The organism is Pseudoalteromonas sp. T1lg22 (genome assembly GCF_002964645.1).
Lineage (GTDB): Bacteria > Pseudomonadota > Gammaproteobacteria > Enterobacterales > Alteromonadaceae > Pseudoalteromonas.
This window is the reverse complement of record NZ_PQBY01000023.1, coordinates 42272-57386: the sequence shown is the minus strand read 5'-3', so window position 1 is coordinate 57386 and position 15115 is coordinate 42272. Positions and strand designations below refer to the sequence as shown.

Below are 15115 nucleotides of genomic sequence, written 5' to 3'. Positions count from 1 at the left end.
TGGAGGACACCGTGGCTAAACGTCGAGTCGTAGTTACTGGCTTAGGTATGCTTACGCCGCTGGGTAATGATGTAGCGTCAACCTGGCAGGGCTTATTGAATGGTCAAAGTGGCATAGGTGCTATAACCCATTTCGATACAACAGATTTTGGTACCAAATTTGCTGGTTTAATCAAAGATTTTGATGCCGAAGCATACATGGCGAAAAAAGATGCCAAGAAAATGGATTTGTTTATCCAATATGGTATCGCCGCTGGTATTCAAGCCTTAGATGATTCAGGCTTGGAAGTGACCGAAACCAATGCCGACCGTATTGGTGTTGCTGTGGGCTCAGGGATCGGTGGTTTAACACTGATCGAAGAAAACCATGAAAAACTTTTAAATGTTGGGCCGCGCAAGTTGTCGCCATTTTATGTGCCGTCAACCATCATTAATATGATCTCAGGTCACCTTTCTATTATGAAGGGCCTGCGTGGACCGAACATTTCTATCGTTACCGCCTGTACAACCGGCCTGCACAACATTGGCCATGCGGCACGAATGATCGCTTACGGCGATGCGGATGCCATGGTTGCCGGTGGTGCTGAGAAAGCCTCTACGCCTATGGGCATGGGTGGCTTCAGTGCGGCGCGTGCCTTGTCAACGCGTAACGACAACCCGCAAGCGGCGTCACGCCCTTGGGATAAAGACCGTGACGGTTTTGTACTGTCTGACGGTGCCGGTGTTGTGGTTCTTGAAGAGTATGAACACGCCAAAGCACGTGGTGCGAAGATTTATGCCGAGCTTGTTGGTTTCGGTATGAGTGGTGACGCTTATCATATGACCTCGCCGCCAGAAGATGGCGCCGGTGCGGCACTTGCTATGGCTAACGCTATTAAAGATGCAGGCATCAATGCTGAGCAAGTGGGTTACATCAATGCTCACGGTACTTCAACACCTGCGGGTGATAAGGCCGAAACCAGTGCGGTTAAGAGCATCTTTGGCGCCGCTGCCGACAAAGTGATGGTAGGCTCGTCTAAGTCTATGATGGGTCACCTGCTAGGTGCTGCCGGTTCGGTAGAATCAATCATCACGGTACTGTCGCTACAAGACCAAAAAGTATCACCAACCATCAACCTGGATAACCCGGATGAAGGCTGCGATCTGGATTACATTGCCCACACTGCGCGTGATGTAAAACTAGACTATGCGCTGTGTAACTCGTTTGGTTTCGGTGGCACTAACGGCTCACTGCTATTTAAAAAGATCTAACAGTGAAATCAACTGCCTACCAGCGTAGACCAAGTTAGGACTAAGCTGGTAACATAAGCTCGGTTATGACCGAGCTTTTTTTATGACTAAAACTATTATAAATGGCCAGCCGGGGCACCTAATCAATATTAATGACCGCGGTTTAAACTACGGCGATGGTTTTTTTACTACGGCCAAAGTGGTCGACGCCAAGGTGCAACTATGGCCCTTACACCGTGCTCGTCTAAGTGAATGTGCCCGTCGTTTAGGCTTTGGGGATTTGGACTTTGCCGCCCTTGAGCAGGACGTGGCGCAGCTGCTCAATAGCCGCGAAAACGCCCTTGATGAGCCGGCGGTCCTTAAGGTGCTCTACACCCGTGGCAGTGGTGGGCGAGGTTATGCGCCTCCGAGTGATGTTCAGCCTACGCGCATACTTAGCTTGTTGCCTTATCCCGATGCATACCGAGAGATAGCGCAAAAAGGCCTGAGTCTTGCGGTGGCCAAAACACGGTTAGCGCAACAGCCTTTATTGGCCGGTCTAAAAACCCTCAATCGTCTTGAGCAAGTCTTTATCAAGCAAGAAGCGGCGCAGCAAAACAGCGACGATTTGTTGGTATTAGACACCACAGACAAGGTGATAGAAACATCCAGCGCAAATCTGCTGATGTATAAGCAGGGGCAGTGGTACACACCAAGCCTAGATCAGGCCGGAGTGCAGGGCGTGTATTTAGCCCATCTGCAAGAGCGTATGCCGGTGATCAGTTGTCAGCTCAATTTGGCCCAGGTATTGTCGATGGATGCGGTGTTTTGCTGTAATAGCCTGATGGGCTTGGTGCCCATTACCCGCATCGCTCACCATGATTTTAATTTGGATGTCGCTCATAGCCTGCTAGCAAAACAAGGGATCAAGATATGATAAGGGTCATTGTCGGCGTTGTATTGCTGGCGTTAGTACTTACTTCTGCTGGATATTATCAATTGCGTCAAGCCATGCTAGCGCCCTTTAATATTGAGCACACCCAATTAGTTGAAATCCCAAGCGGCACTGGTTTCAACCAGTTATGCCGTCAGTGGCAGCAAAAACAATGGGTCGAAGAGTGTTGGCCGCTGCAGGTGCTCGCCAAGCTCGATCCCACTCTGACCGATTTAAAAGCCGGCGTGTATCAGTTGGTACCGGGCACAGCGCTTGGTGCCTTTAGACAGATAAGTCAGGGTCAGGAGCATGAATTCAGCTTCACCATTATCGAAGGTGACAACCTGCGTCAGGTATTGGCACGATTGGCCCAGTCCGCATATGTGAGCGCGCCATTGCAATGGGGCGATAGCTTTATCGACCAGCCCCTGGATGAGCGTTTCGAGGGTAAGTTGTTTCCCGACACCTATCATTACCATGCTCATGAAGATGCCGAGCAGATCCTAATGCGCGCCTACAATAAAATGGAATCGCAGTTAGCCCAGATCTGGCAGCAACGTGACGAGAGCACGCCACTGAAAAGCGCTTATGAAGCCTTGATCTTGGCGTCTATTATTGAAAAGGAAACCGGTGTGGCCGGCGAGCGCGCCTTGATTGCATCCGTGTTCGTAAATCGTTTAAACAAGGGTATGCGTTTGCAAACGGATCCCACAGTGATCTATGGGATCGGTCCGGATTTCGATGGCAATATTACCCGTGCCCATTTACGCCAGACGACGCCGTACAATACCTACCGTATCCATGGCCTGCCGCCGACGCCTATTGCCATGCCATCGCGCAAAGCGCTGTTAGCAGCTGTGCAACCGGCACAGTCGGACTATTATTATTTCGTCGCCAAAGGCGATGGCAGTCATCAATTTTCCAAGCAACTCGCGGAGCATAACCGCGCCGTGCGCCAGTATCAGTTAAGAAGAGCAAATGACAGCTAAGTTTATTGTGATTGAAGGCCTTGAAGGCAGTGGCAAGTCCACCGCCATGAAGGTCTGTGCCGAGCTATTAAAGAATGCCGGCATTGACTTTATCACCACGCGGGAGCCGGGCGGTACGCCTGTGGCCGAGCAATTGCGCAGTGTGGTAAAGGAATGTCAGGGTGAGCAAATCAGCACCCAAACCGAATTGCTGCTTATGTATGCGGCGCGCTCTCAGTTGCTGGAAAATGTGATCCGCCCGGCCCTGACACAGGGCACCTGGGTGCTGGGCGACCGCCATGACTTATCGTCTCAGGCCTATCAGGGCGGTGGCCGAGAAGTTGACGCCGAGGTGATGAGTTTTCTTGGCAAATATGTATTAGACGGGCTGCGCCCGGACTTGACCTTGTATCTGGATATCGACCCGGCGTTGGGCCTTGAGCGTGCGCGAGGCCGTGGTGAGCTGGATCGCATCGAACAAGAAGACCTGTCGTTTTTTGTCCGCACCCGAGAGCGTTATCTGGCTTTGGCGCATGCGGATGACAGCATATATATTATCGATGCCAGTCAAAGCATGGAGCAGGTGCATCAGGCTCTTGCCGATGTGCTTGTGCCCTTTATTGCGGAGCAATAATGTATCCCTGGCTTAGCACAGTACAGCAACAATATGCCCAACAGCAGCAGCAAGGGCGATTGCACCATGCCCACCTGCTATACGGCGCTGAAGGTGTGGGAAAACGCGCCTTGGCCGAGCAGCTCAGTCAGGCGCAACTGTGCGAACAACCGCTGCAGATGCAGCCCTGCGGCCAATGTAAGGGCTGTAAGCTAATCGCTGCTGGCACCCATCCGGATTTACTTATGCTCAGCGGCGACGGCAGCAGCATAGGCGTGGATGCCATACGTGCGATCAGCGACTTTATCCAACACAGTGCCCAGCAAGGCGGCGCCAAATGCGTGATTATTCCCAATGCCCAGCGTATGACGGTAGCGGCGAGTAATGCCTTGCTGAAAACCTTGGAAGAGCCCAATAATCATTGTTATTTATGGTTATTAAGTCCAGGCACTGCCAATTTATCGGCCACCATCTTGAGTCGCTGTGCTAAGCAACAGATTAGGGTGCAGGACAATGAAGCCTTGGATACCTGGCTGCAGAATCATGCCTCGTTGGCGATACAGCAGCCCTTTGCCGTACATTTTAAAACTCAGCCCTTGTTATTACGCCAATGGCAGGAAAACGATGAACTAGGGCAAATCCAAACCTTATACCAGGCGCTGTATGAACAGCAATTGGCGGGTGACGAACAAAAGCTGGTTGATATTTTGGCGCAAAACTCACAATATATTGCTATCTTTAGGCTGTTCGTCAGCCAGTTTTTATTACATAAGTCTCAGCAGGGGTTAAGCTTTACGGCTTTTGAACGCTGTTATAGGCAATTACAACACTTTAGTGAGCAGGTAACGCAAACCCCAGGGCTAAATATGTCCTTAGCACTGGCAAAGCTGTTGCGTGTATTAAAGCAAGAATTAGGATAACAAAGGAGCCGTTGTGCAAGAGTTACTTGTAGAATTAGACGATCTGGACGAATTATATCGTTGTTATATGCCTTATCTAAAAACCGGTGGTTTGTTTGTACGCACAAACATGAGCTACGAAATGGGTCAGTCTTTGGCGCTGCGCGTAAGTCTACCCAATTCCCTCGAAGAAGAGGTGGTAACAGGCAAGGTAGTATGGGTGACGCCCATTGGTGCTCAGAGCTCCAACCCGCCGGGTATCGGCATTGGCTTCGTTGATGATAAAGTACATCTGCGTGATAAAATCGAAAAGCAGCTCGGAACCATGCTAAACTCCGGACATCCCACGTACACCATGTAAGGCCTTCGGCCTTACATTCATATTGCAGTAACACATGATTGTAGACTCCCACTGCCACCTGGATAGGTTGGATTTCGATAAGCTTGGTCAAGACTTGCCAAGTGTATTAGCTCAGGCACGCGCCAAAGATGTTGAACACTTCTTATGTGTCAGCGTGACCTTGCAGCAGTTTCCACAAATGTTGGAAAAAATCGCCGCTTTTGATGATGTTTCCGCTTCCTGCGGTGTGCATCCTTTAGACCAAAAAGATGCCTTGGATATCGACCTGCTGCGCCGTTTGGCGGTGCATGATAAGGTGGTTGCCATAGGTGAAACCGGGCTAGATTACTACTACAGCGGCGACACCAAACAGGTGCAGCAAGACAGCTTTGTCGGTCATATTCAGGTGGCCAATGAGCTTAATAAACCGCTGATCATTCATACCCGAGATGCCAAAGCCGACACCATTAATTTGATGCGTGAGCATAATGCTGAGCGCTGCGGTGGCGTCTTGCATTGCTTTACCGAAGACCTGGATATGGCTAAAAAGGCCATGGATCTAGGCTTTTATATTTCCATTTCAGGTATAGTCACTTTCCGCAATGCAGAGCAATTGCGGGATGTGGTCAAACAGGTGCCTTTGGATCGCTTGCTTATTGAAACCGACTCACCCTATTTAGCGCCGGTGCCGCATCGGGGTAAAACCAATCAACCGGCCTATGTGCAGGATGTGGCCTACTTTATTGCCGACCTCAAAGGGGTGAGTTATAAAGAGCTGGCCAGCGCAACAACGGATAACTTTTATCGTTTGTTTAACGGTATCAACAGGCGTTAAGGATTGATGGGGCCAATATTGTGACAGAACTTCCTCTGCTGCTGCTTGGCCCTTTGCTACGGCGCGCCGAGCCCGAGCTTATTCGTCTGCAACTGGCGACCTCTAAGGCGATTAACCCAAGATTAGAGCTCAGCGGGGTCGAGCTTTATCAGCAGGTGGATATGTGTCGCTTGGGCGAGCATTTATACCTTTACAACCTGACCATAACGCCCGTCAACGGCACCTTTGTAAGCGATCTTGCCATTGCCTACGAGTTGTTTGATGGCCTAGAGCGCATCGATTTAAATGCGTTTTGCTACCCAGGCCAAGCCAGCCCGACCTTATTAATACCCCAGCTATTACACTCAGTGCTGCACGGCTCTTGTCGCAATCCCCATCATTATAGTGACGATGCCCTGGTGCAAGCCGATGCCTTACTGGCACGCTCAATGGAGCACGGCAGTGAGACTCAGCGTCCGCAGCTGCTCCTGCTCTCTGGTGATCAGGTGTATGCCGATGATGTGGCGGGTCCCATGTTAATGGCGATTCATCAGTTGATTGCTAAGCTGGGGATTTACACCGAATCGGCGCCACTGTTAGCTGTGAGCGAGCAGGTTGTGGATGAGCTCTATAGGCGCGCCGAGTTGCTGCCGAAAACCCCTTGGCAGCAGCTGTCAAAGTGGCATAGCGGCTATTGGCTGCGCAAAGACGAGGCGCACTTTAGCAGCATTAAAAGTGCCAACCATTTAATCCACTTTGAAGAGTTTATTGCTCTGTACTTGTTGAGCTTTAGCGCTGCGAGTTGGCAATTGGTCGACTTTGCCCGCTTAGATCTTGCCGCCGAGCACCCTCAGCATGCCCAGTTTAGCGCCGAGCGTGAGCATTTGCGTAAATTTGCCGCCAGTCAGGCTCGAGTGGCGCGGCTGTTGGCCCATACCAGTACCTTAATGATCTTTGACGATCATGATGTTACCGATGACTGGAACCTCACCGCCAATTGGGAGCAAGCTGTGTATACCCATGGCGCCAGCCGCGGCATTATTTGTAATGCCATGTTGGCGTATGCTCTGTTTCAGGGCTGGGGAAACACGGATGCGAAACAGGACTGGCCATTTTTATCCTTGCTCAATAGCGCCTCGCGAGAGAATCACTGGCACTTGAAGGACGTGTATAAGCCCTTACTGCATTACGACTACTGGCATTATGAGCTTCCCACCGTACCTAAGGTGGTGGTGCTCGATACCCGCACCCATAGATGGCGTAATGAGCAGGACTTTAATGAGCCCTCGGGCTTATTGGACTGGGAGCGATTACTCGAGCTGGAGAGCACCTTGGAAGGATGTGACAAGGTCTTGCTGGTTTCTGCCGCCCCCGTATTTGGGGTTAAGTCTATTGAGGCGATACAGGCGCTCTTTACCTTGTGCGGCAAGCCGCTGATGGTGGATTGTGAAAACTGGATGGCCCATGAGGGCTCGGCGAAAAAGTTACTCGATATCTTCCGGCGTTTAGAGACACCGGTAGAAACCATTATTCTCTCCGGCGATGTTCATTACTCCTTTTGCTTTTCAGTAAAGGCGCGCTTTGGTGAGCGTGATAACCGTATTTGGCAGCTGACCGCCAGTGGCATTAAAAATGAATTTCCTCGTAAGCTGATTAACTTTTTGGATAGGCTCGACTCCATACTCTATTCGCCGCGCAGCCCCTTGAATATGTTTACTAAACGTTGGCAAATGAAGGTCGATAAGCACGATACCACCACGGGTCCACAAAAGCATTTGGTGAGCCAGGCAGCGATCAGTCTGATTGAGTTGGAGCAGGGCGAGCTGAGTCGCTATCGCTTGCTACACAGTGATGGCAGCTGCACCGAATATGAACTCGATTAAGGACGCAGAAACGCCGCAAGAATCTCTCGCAACAGCTTGAAGTTTATTGTGAAAATTTAAAAGTGGAATAAAAAACGCCCAGGACGAATCCGCATTGTCCTGGGCCTAGGGGAATGGCTCTTGATGAGCCGTGCGCTAACTAAATAAACTGTTCACATTCGTACGGGAGAAGCGAAAGTCTTCTTAATTGTAGTTAACACACTGCAAAAAGTGAAATAAATGAACAAGATTAAAATGCATTTAAAACAGTGTGTTACTGGTCTTTGTGAAAAACTGTAAAAATAACTGGTGTTTTTTTATACCCCTTATACCCAAGTTATACCCAAGTTATTAACCGCCCATCCAGCACCAAATCCCGAGCTAGGGAGTTTTTTATTTTATTCTTCTGCCACTTACCAAGACCGACACTGGCCCCATTTAAGCGGATGATCACCTCGCCTTGAGCCGCACTTGGCTCGCTTAGGCGCACATCTTTGCCATTAAAGTAGTCGGCGCCTTGCTCGGCGGTCAATTCAATGGTGTTTTTGTTGGCCAGTTTACCTAGGCAACTGCCAAACTCGTGCTCTAGGCGCACGCCATTTTTGTGTGTGGTGCCGATCAAGATACCGATGCGGGAGTATTTAACCGCCTCAAACAATTGCACATTCTCTGCATCCGGGAACAGCCATACTTCTTTATCGCGGACATACAGGGTGCCGGGTAAGGCTTTTATCCCAAACTGCTTTTTAAGATACTGCATAAATTCTTGCAGTTGTTTCGCTGGCATTGGCGCAAAAGGGAAAGCGCCTTTTTTACGTTTCGGCTCGCTGACCGCTTTGGCTCCGGTTTTCTTAAACTTGGCAATAAAGAAACCTTCGCTGTCGAACAGCTGTGGCCAGATATGCAGATAGCCTTCCTGTGTCGCCGCTTTTTCTGCGCCGGTAAACAAATCATTCAGCGGCTCTACTTCGATTAAGCCATCAAACTCGTCGAGCAGGTACTGGCACACCGCCTGATTTTCTACCGGAGTCAGAGTACAGGTGGAATAAACCAAGGTGCCGCCAACCTTAAGGGCATGGAAAGCACTTTTGATCAGCGATTTCTGTACCTCGGCGATGTCGATATTCGATTGCAACGACCAGTTTTTTAACGCATCGGCATCTTTACGCACCGTGCCTTCGCCGGAGCATGGGGCATCCAATAAAATGGCGTCGAACATCTCCGGCATATAATCGCCAAACACGGCGCCATCAAAATGCGTGAGCCCAACATTATGGGCGCCGACGCGTTTAAGGGTAGCGCTCAGTGCCTTTAAACGTGACGAGGAATATTCGTTGGCGACTAAGAAGCCCTCATTATCAAGCATGGCCACTAACTGTGAGGTTTTACTGCCCGGGGCCGCAGCCATATCCAGTACTGTATGGGTAACGCCAAAGGCATTGTCTAAGGCATCTTTCAAGGCGGTGGGTGGCAGCATGGAGCTGGCCTCTTGTACATAGATGCAGCCACTTAAGTGCAAATCGGTTCTGCCCAAAGGCAGGGCCTCTTCTTCCTGCTCGGGGCGCTCTAACCAATAACCTTCTTCACACCAGGGCACCTGGACTATTTGCCAGTTGCGCTCACTACATACTTGCTCAAACTCCTCGGTCGACATCTTTAGCGTATTAACCCGCACCGCGCGTTTTAGCGGGGTTTGGCAGGCGTTAATAAAGTCTTCTAGTTCAAGGTGATCGGGCAAATAGCTTTTAACATCTTCAATAAAAGCATCAGGGATATAGGTGTTGATGTTCATAGATAGGTTAATGACGGGCAAATAATCTGGCGATATTGTATCGCATCACCATAGTGAATGCCGATGTTTTTAAAGTGTCGACATTTTTTTTTAATTTTACACAAAGTGCTAACTTCAGCCGGTATAAACGGGATTTATGTCGACAATACAAGGTGGCTACGGTTGACAATATCCCCATCCTCTCCCATAGTAGGTGCCAAGATTGTCGACAATTTGAGAAAGGCGTGAGCAATCAATCCGTGACTAATGAATCAATAGAACCGCAAAACCAGGTGACAACCGCAGTAGACCAAGTCTTTGTGGAGCTGCGCCGCGCCATCGTTGAGGGAGACGTGGCACAGGGGTCGAAAATTTCCGAACCGGAATTGGCAAAACGCTATGGTGTATCGCGCGCAACTCTGCGCGATGCCTTAAACCGTTTAGAGGCCTGCAATCTGGTTGAGCGCAAAGCCAATGTCGGTTGTCGCGTGGTGGCCTTGACGCCGGAGCGCCTTATCGAGGTGTATCAGGTGCGTGCCGCCCTCGAAGGTTTGGCCTGTCGGCTTGCCGCGCAGAACATGAGCGACGAGGAAATTGCCAATATTAAAGCCTTGTTAAACAAGCATCTTAATGAGCAACGAGTGAAAGAGGGGGAGTCTTATTACCAAGAGGCCGGCGACCTGGATTTTCACTACCGCATCATTAAGGGTTCAAAAAACGAGCACCTATTTAATTTGCTAATTCACGATTTATATCAGCTTATTCGCATGTACCGAGTGCAAATGGGGATGACGGGCCCTCGAGTTTCCAAAGCATTTGACGAGCATTTGGCTATTATTAACGCCATTGAAAATCGTGATGGCGAATTGGCTGAGATGTTGATGAAGCGACATATCAGCTATTCAATGAATAACATAGAAAATAAATTTAACGCGGCGCAATAACCGCAACCGTTCAAAGAGCAGGAGTTTACAATGTCCGCAGGAAAAAAATTTAGAGATGCATTAACAGCCAATCAGCCATTGCAGATTGTCGGCACTATCAATGCTTACTGTGCCATGATGGCCAAACAACTAGGCCACCAGGCTATTTATCTGTCCGGTGGTGGCGTGGCCAACGCCTCATACGGTCTGCCTGACTTAGGTATGACTTCATTGAACGATGTGATTGCCGATGTACAGCGTATTACCTCGGCCTGCGACTTACCGCTAATGGTAGATATCGACACGGGTTGGGGCGGTGCATTTAACATTGCCAAGACCATCCGCGATATGGAAAAAGCCGGTGCCGCTGCGGTGCACATCGAAGACCAGGTGGCGCAAAAGCGCTGTGGTCACCGTCCAAATAAAGAAATCGTTCCCGTTGAAGAAATGGTCGACCGTATTAAAGCGGCGGTAGATGCCCGTACCGACCCAGATTTCTTCATCATGGCCCGTACCGACTCATTTGCCCAAGAAGGCTTAGAAGCCGCTATTGCACGTGCCAAGGCTTATGTGGCCGCCGGTGCCGACGGTATCTTTGCCGAAGCGGTACAAACCGAAGAGCATTACCGCGCCTTTGCCGACGCCTTAGACGTGCCAATCCTTGCGAACATCACCGAGTTCGGAAAAACCGAGCTGTGGAACTGCAAAGAGCTAGGCGAGTGGGGTGTGGACATGGTGCTTTACCCATTGTCGGCATTCCGTGCCATGAACAAGGCGGCAGAAAACGTATACAAATCGATTCTGGCTAACGGCGATCAAAAAGCCGTAATAGACACCATGCAAACTCGTATGGAGCTGTACGATTATCTTGGCTATCACGAATACGAACAAAAACTCGATGCCCTTTTTGCCGAAGGCAAGAATAAGTAACCGAGTTTCAACAGGAAAAATTCAGGAGAATTATTATGGTAGATAAAGCATTAGGTGGCGCGGGTCTGCGCGGTCAAGAAGCGGGTCAAACAGCCCTTTGTACGGTAGGTAAAACAGGTTCAGGCCTAACCTATTGTGGTTATGACATCAGCGAGCTGGCGGATAAAGTACAGTTCGAAGAAGTGGCCTTTTTACTTTCGCGCGGTGAGCTACCTAGCGCGGGTGAATTGGTTGAATACAAAGCCAAGCTTAAATCACTGCGCGGCCTACCGGCGGCACTTAAAACCGTGCTAGAAGCCATTCCAAAAGATGCGCACCCAATGGATGTGATGCGTACCGGCTGTTCTATGCTGGGTAACCTGGAAATGGAAACCGACTTTGACCAGGCTAATGATGCCATCGACCGCATGGTTGCTATTTTCCCAAGCATTATTTGTTACTGGTACCGCTTTAGCCACGATGGCGTGCGCATTGACGTTGAAACCGATGACGATTCGGTGGGTGCTCACTTCCTACATCTGTTACACGACAAAGCGCCATCGCAGTTGTTTGCAGAAGTGATGAATGTGTCTTTGATTCTCTATGCAGAGCACGAGTTTAACGCCTCAACCTTCACCGCTCGCGTATGTGCGTCAACCCTGTCTGACATTCATTCATGCGTAACCGGTGCTATCGGTTCACTGCGTGGTCCATTGCACGGTGGTGCTAACGAAGCGGCGATGGAACTGATTGAGCGTTTCAGCAATGCCGATGAAGCCGAGCAGGAGCTGATGGGCATGCTTGAGCGCAAAGAGAAGATCATGGGCTTCGGTCATGCGATTTACCGTGAAAGCGATCCGCGTAATGTGATCATCAAAAAATGGTCAGAGCGTTTGGCTCAAGAGGTAGGCGATGATGTGCTTTACCCTGTGTCTGTACGTTGTGAAGAAGTGATGTGGCGCGAGAAGAAGCTATTCTGTAATGCCGATTTCTTCCACGCTTCGGCCTATCACTTTATGGGCATTCCAACCAAATTGTTTACGCCTATCTTTGTAATGAGTCGCGTAACGGGCTGGACTGCACACGTGAAAGAGCAGCGTGCTAACAACCGTATTATCCGCCCAAGTGCGGGTTATATCGGCCCAGAAGCGCGCCCTGTACCTGAGCTAAGCGAGCGCTAAGCCACGGCTTAGCCACCTTGCCTGTCGGTGCGGCACATTCGTTGGCGCACCACATCCATTCGCAATGTAGAGATGATTATGAATACCCAATACCGTAAGACGCTGCCGGGCTCAGAGCTGGTTTATTACGATACCCGAGCGGCCGTTGATGCAATCGAACCTGGCGCCTACGATGGCTTGCCTTATACCTCTAAAGTGCTTGCCGAGAATCTGGTTCGCCGTTGTAACCCAGAAGATTTAACGCAAAGCCTAGAGCAACTTATTTATCGTAAGCGCGAGCATGATTTCCCTTGGTTCCCGGCCCGCGTGGTGTGCCACGATATCTTAGGTCAAACGGCGCTGGTGGATCTTGCCGGTCTGCGAGATGCCATTGCTGCCAAAGGCGGCGATCCGGCCAAGGTAAACCCAGTAGTACCAACTCAATTGATCGTTGACCACTCGTTGGCGGTCGAAGCACCGGGCTTTGACCCAGACGCGTTCGAGAAGAACCGTGCTATTGAAGACCGTCGTAACGAAGACAGATTCCACTTTATTAACTGGACCAAAACAGCGTTTAAAAACGTTGATGTGATCCCGCCGGGTAACGGCATCATGCACCAGATCAACCTGGAGAAGATGTCGCCGGTGATCCAGGTACGCGATGGCGTCGCCTTCCCAGATACCCTGGTAGGTACCGACAGTCATACCCCGCATGTTGATGCGCTGGGCGTAATCGCCGTGGGTGTGGGTGGTCTTGAAGCCGAAAGCGTGATGCTGGGTCGTGCCTCTTACATGCGCCTGCCGGACATTATTGGTGTTGAGTTGACGGGTAAGCCGCAGCCGGGCATTACCGCCACAGATATCGTACTGGCGCTGACCGAATTCCTACGTAAAGAGCGTGTGGTTTCAAGTTACCTTGAATTCTTCGGTGAGGGTGCCTCGCATCTGACTCTGGGCGATCGTGCCACCATCTCGAATATGACACCGGAATACGGCGCCACGGCGGCCATGTTCTATATCGATGAGCAAACTATCGACTATTTGAAACTGACGGGCCGTGAAGACGAGCAGGTGAAGCTGGTTGAGCAATATGCCAAAGAAACTGGTTTGTGGGCCGATGCCATGACGGGTGCGAAATACGAGCGCGTATTAAGCTTTGATTTGTCCTCTGTGGGTCGTAATCTGGCCGGTCCATCAAACCCGCATGCCCGTTTAGCGACAGCGGACTTGCAAGCCCGTGGTATCGCCAAGCATGTTGAGCAAGAAGAGGGCCTGATGCCGGATGGCGCGGTCATTATCGCCGCTATCACCAGCTGTACCAATACCTCTAACCCGCGCAACGTGATTGCCGCAGCCTTGTTAGCCCGTAACGCCAACAAGTTTGGCTTAGTGCGCAAGCCTTGGGTTAAAACCTCACTGGCACCGGGTTCAAAAGCGGTAAAACTTTATTTAGAAGAAGCGAACCTTCTTCCTGAGCTGGAAGCCCTGGGCTTCGGCGTAGTGGGTTTTGCCTGTACCTCATGTAACGGCATGAGTGGCGCGTTAGACCCGAAAATCCAGCAAGAGGTGATCGAGCGCGACCTTTACGCGACGGCGGTACTCTCAGGTAACCGTAACTTTGATGGTCGTATCCACCCCTATGCTAAACAGGCCTTCCTGGCCTCACCGCCATTGGTGGTGGCGTATGCCATTGCCGGTACTATACGTTTCGATATCGAAAAAGATGCCCTGGGATATGATAAGCAAGGTCAGCCTATTACCTTGAAGGATCTATGGCCAAGCGACGAAGAAATCGATGCGGTTATTGCCAAGAGCGTGAAGCCAGAGCACTTCCGTCAGGTGTACGAACCCATGTTCGATTTAGACGTGGATTACGGTGAAAAGAACAACCCATTGTACGACTGGCGCGAAATGAGCACCTATATTCGTCGTCCACCTTATTGGGAAGGGGCGCTTGCGGCACCGCGCACCATGAAAGACATGCGTCCACTGGCGGTGCTGGGTGACAATATCACCACCGACCACTTGTCGCCGTCGAATGCGATTCTGGCCAGCAGTGCGGCGGGTGAATACCTGGCGAAAATGGGTCTGCCTGAAGAAGACTTTAACTCGTACGCCACGCACCGTGGTGACCACCTAACGGCCCAACGTGCAACCTTCGCTAACCCTAAGCTGTTTAACGAAATGGTGCGCGATGAAAACGGTGAGGTGAAGCAAGGTTCACTGGCGCGTATTGAGCCAGAAGGCCAGGTTACTCGTATGTGGGAAGCCATTGAAACCTATATGGAGCGTAAGCAACCGCTATGTATCGTTGCCGGTGCCGACTATGGTCAGGGTTCAAGCCGTGACTGGGCAGCCAAAGGCGTTCGCCTAGCGGGTGTGGAAGTGATCATCGCCGAAGGTTTCGAGCGTATTCACCGTACCAACTTGATTGGCATGGGTGTGTTACCTCTGGAGTTTAAAGCGGGTGAAAACCGTAAGACCTTTAACCTTGATGGTAGCGAGACCTATACGGTGTTAGGCGAGCCAGCACCGGGTGCGGATATGCAAGTGCAGATCACCCGCGCCAATGGTGAACAGCTGACTATTACCACCAAATGCCGCCTTGATACCCAAGAGGAATTGTCCATCTACAGTGCAGGCGGTGTATTGCAACGCTTTGCGCAGGACTTCCTTGAAGGCTCAGTATAAATTGCAGAAGGTGAGAGCCCATT

13 protein-coding genes are annotated in these 15115 nt (G+C 50.6%); 12 read left to right on the top strand and 1 reads right to left on the bottom strand.

Features of this window, described 5'->3' with window-relative positions; all coding sequences use genetic code 11:
• Window positions 1–11 precede the first annotated feature (11 nt).
• The 8 genes from fabF to C2M24_RS13170 all read left to right on the top strand — a co-directional run bounded on the left by fabF (window position 12) and on the right by C2M24_RS13170 (window position 7659).
• Window positions 12–1250 (top strand): beta-ketoacyl-ACP synthase II, encoded by a 1239-nt coding sequence (gene fabF, locus C2M24_RS13205; RefSeq protein ID WP_105215444.1) that lies wholly within the window; start codon window positions 12–14, stop codon window positions 1248–1250.
• Window positions 1251–1332: 82 nt separating this feature from the next.
• Window positions 1333–2145 (top strand): aminodeoxychorismate lyase, encoded by an 813-nt coding sequence (gene pabC / locus C2M24_RS13200; RefSeq protein WP_105200468.1) that lies wholly within the window; start codon window positions 1333–1335, stop codon window positions 2143–2145.
• The gene (mltG, locus tag C2M24_RS13195; RefSeq protein ID WP_105200467.1) at window positions 2142–3131 is read left to right on the top strand and encodes an endolytic transglycosylase MltG; all 990 of its coding nucleotides are present in this window, start codon (window positions 2142–2144) and stop codon (window positions 3129–3131) included. Before pabC ends, mltG begins: the two co-directional genes overlap by 4 nt.
• Window positions 3121–3744: a dTMP kinase gene (gene tmk, locus C2M24_RS13190; protein ID WP_105200466.1), complete on the top strand. Its 624-nt coding sequence runs from the start codon at window positions 3121–3123 to the stop codon at window positions 3742–3744. Before mltG ends, tmk begins: the two co-directional genes overlap by 11 nt.
• On the top strand, window positions 3744–4643 hold the full coding sequence (gene holB, locus C2M24_RS13185) for a DNA polymerase III subunit delta' (RefSeq protein WP_105215442.1): 900 nt from the start codon (window positions 3744–3746) through the stop codon (window positions 4641–4643). The genes tmk and holB overlap by 1 nt, the downstream gene beginning before the upstream one ends.
• A gap of 13 nt (window positions 4644–4656) precedes the next feature.
• Entirely contained in the window at window positions 4657–4983 is a 327-nt protein-coding gene (locus tag C2M24_RS13180) for a PilZ domain-containing protein (protein WP_105200464.1), read from the top strand.
• 34 nt (window positions 4984–5017) lie between these two features.
• Window positions 5018–5797 carry a TatD family hydrolase gene (locus C2M24_RS13175; RefSeq protein WP_105200463.1) on the top strand — a complete coding sequence of 260 codons (780 nt, stop codon included), beginning with the start codon at window positions 5018–5020 and terminating at the stop codon, window positions 5795–5797.
• Between the two features lie 20 nt (window positions 5798–5817).
• Window positions 5818–7659, top strand: coding sequence for an alkaline phosphatase D family protein (locus C2M24_RS13170; protein WP_233999555.1), 1842 nt, complete (start codon window positions 5818–5820; stop codon window positions 7657–7659).
• A gap of 316 nt (window positions 7660–7975) precedes the next feature.
• Here the strand turns inward: C2M24_RS13170 and rsmF are convergent, their stop codons facing one another.
• Window positions 7976–9430, bottom strand: a complete 1455-nt coding sequence (gene rsmF / locus C2M24_RS13165) for a 16S rRNA (cytosine(1407)-C(5))-methyltransferase RsmF (protein WP_105215438.1) — start codon at window positions 9428–9430, stop codon at window positions 7976–7978.
• A 224-nt stretch (window positions 9431–9654) separates the two neighbouring features.
• On the opposite strand from rsmF, the gene C2M24_RS13160 reads away from it, so the two are divergent.
• From C2M24_RS13160 to acnD, 4 genes are all read left to right on the top strand, one after another.
• Window positions 9655–10353: a GntR family transcriptional regulator gene (locus C2M24_RS13160; RefSeq protein ID WP_233999554.1), complete on the top strand. Its 699-nt coding sequence runs from the start codon at window positions 9655–9657 to the stop codon at window positions 10351–10353.
• Window positions 10354–10383: 30 nt separating this feature from the next.
• Window positions 10384–11262: a methylisocitrate lyase gene (gene prpB, locus C2M24_RS13155; RefSeq protein ID WP_105200460.1), complete on the top strand. Its 879-nt coding sequence runs from the start codon at window positions 10384–10386 to the stop codon at window positions 11260–11262.
• A gap of 35 nt (window positions 11263–11297) precedes the next feature.
• Window positions 11298–12422, top strand: coding sequence for a bifunctional 2-methylcitrate synthase/citrate synthase (prpC, locus tag C2M24_RS13150; protein WP_105215435.1), 1125 nt, complete (start codon window positions 11298–11300; stop codon window positions 12420–12422).
• A 78-nt stretch (window positions 12423–12500) separates the two neighbouring features.
• On the top strand, window positions 12501–15092 hold the full coding sequence (acnD, locus tag C2M24_RS13145) for a Fe/S-dependent 2-methylisocitrate dehydratase AcnD (RefSeq protein WP_105215433.1): 2592 nt from the start codon (window positions 12501–12503) through the stop codon (window positions 15090–15092).
• Window positions 15093–15115 lie beyond the last annotated feature (23 nt).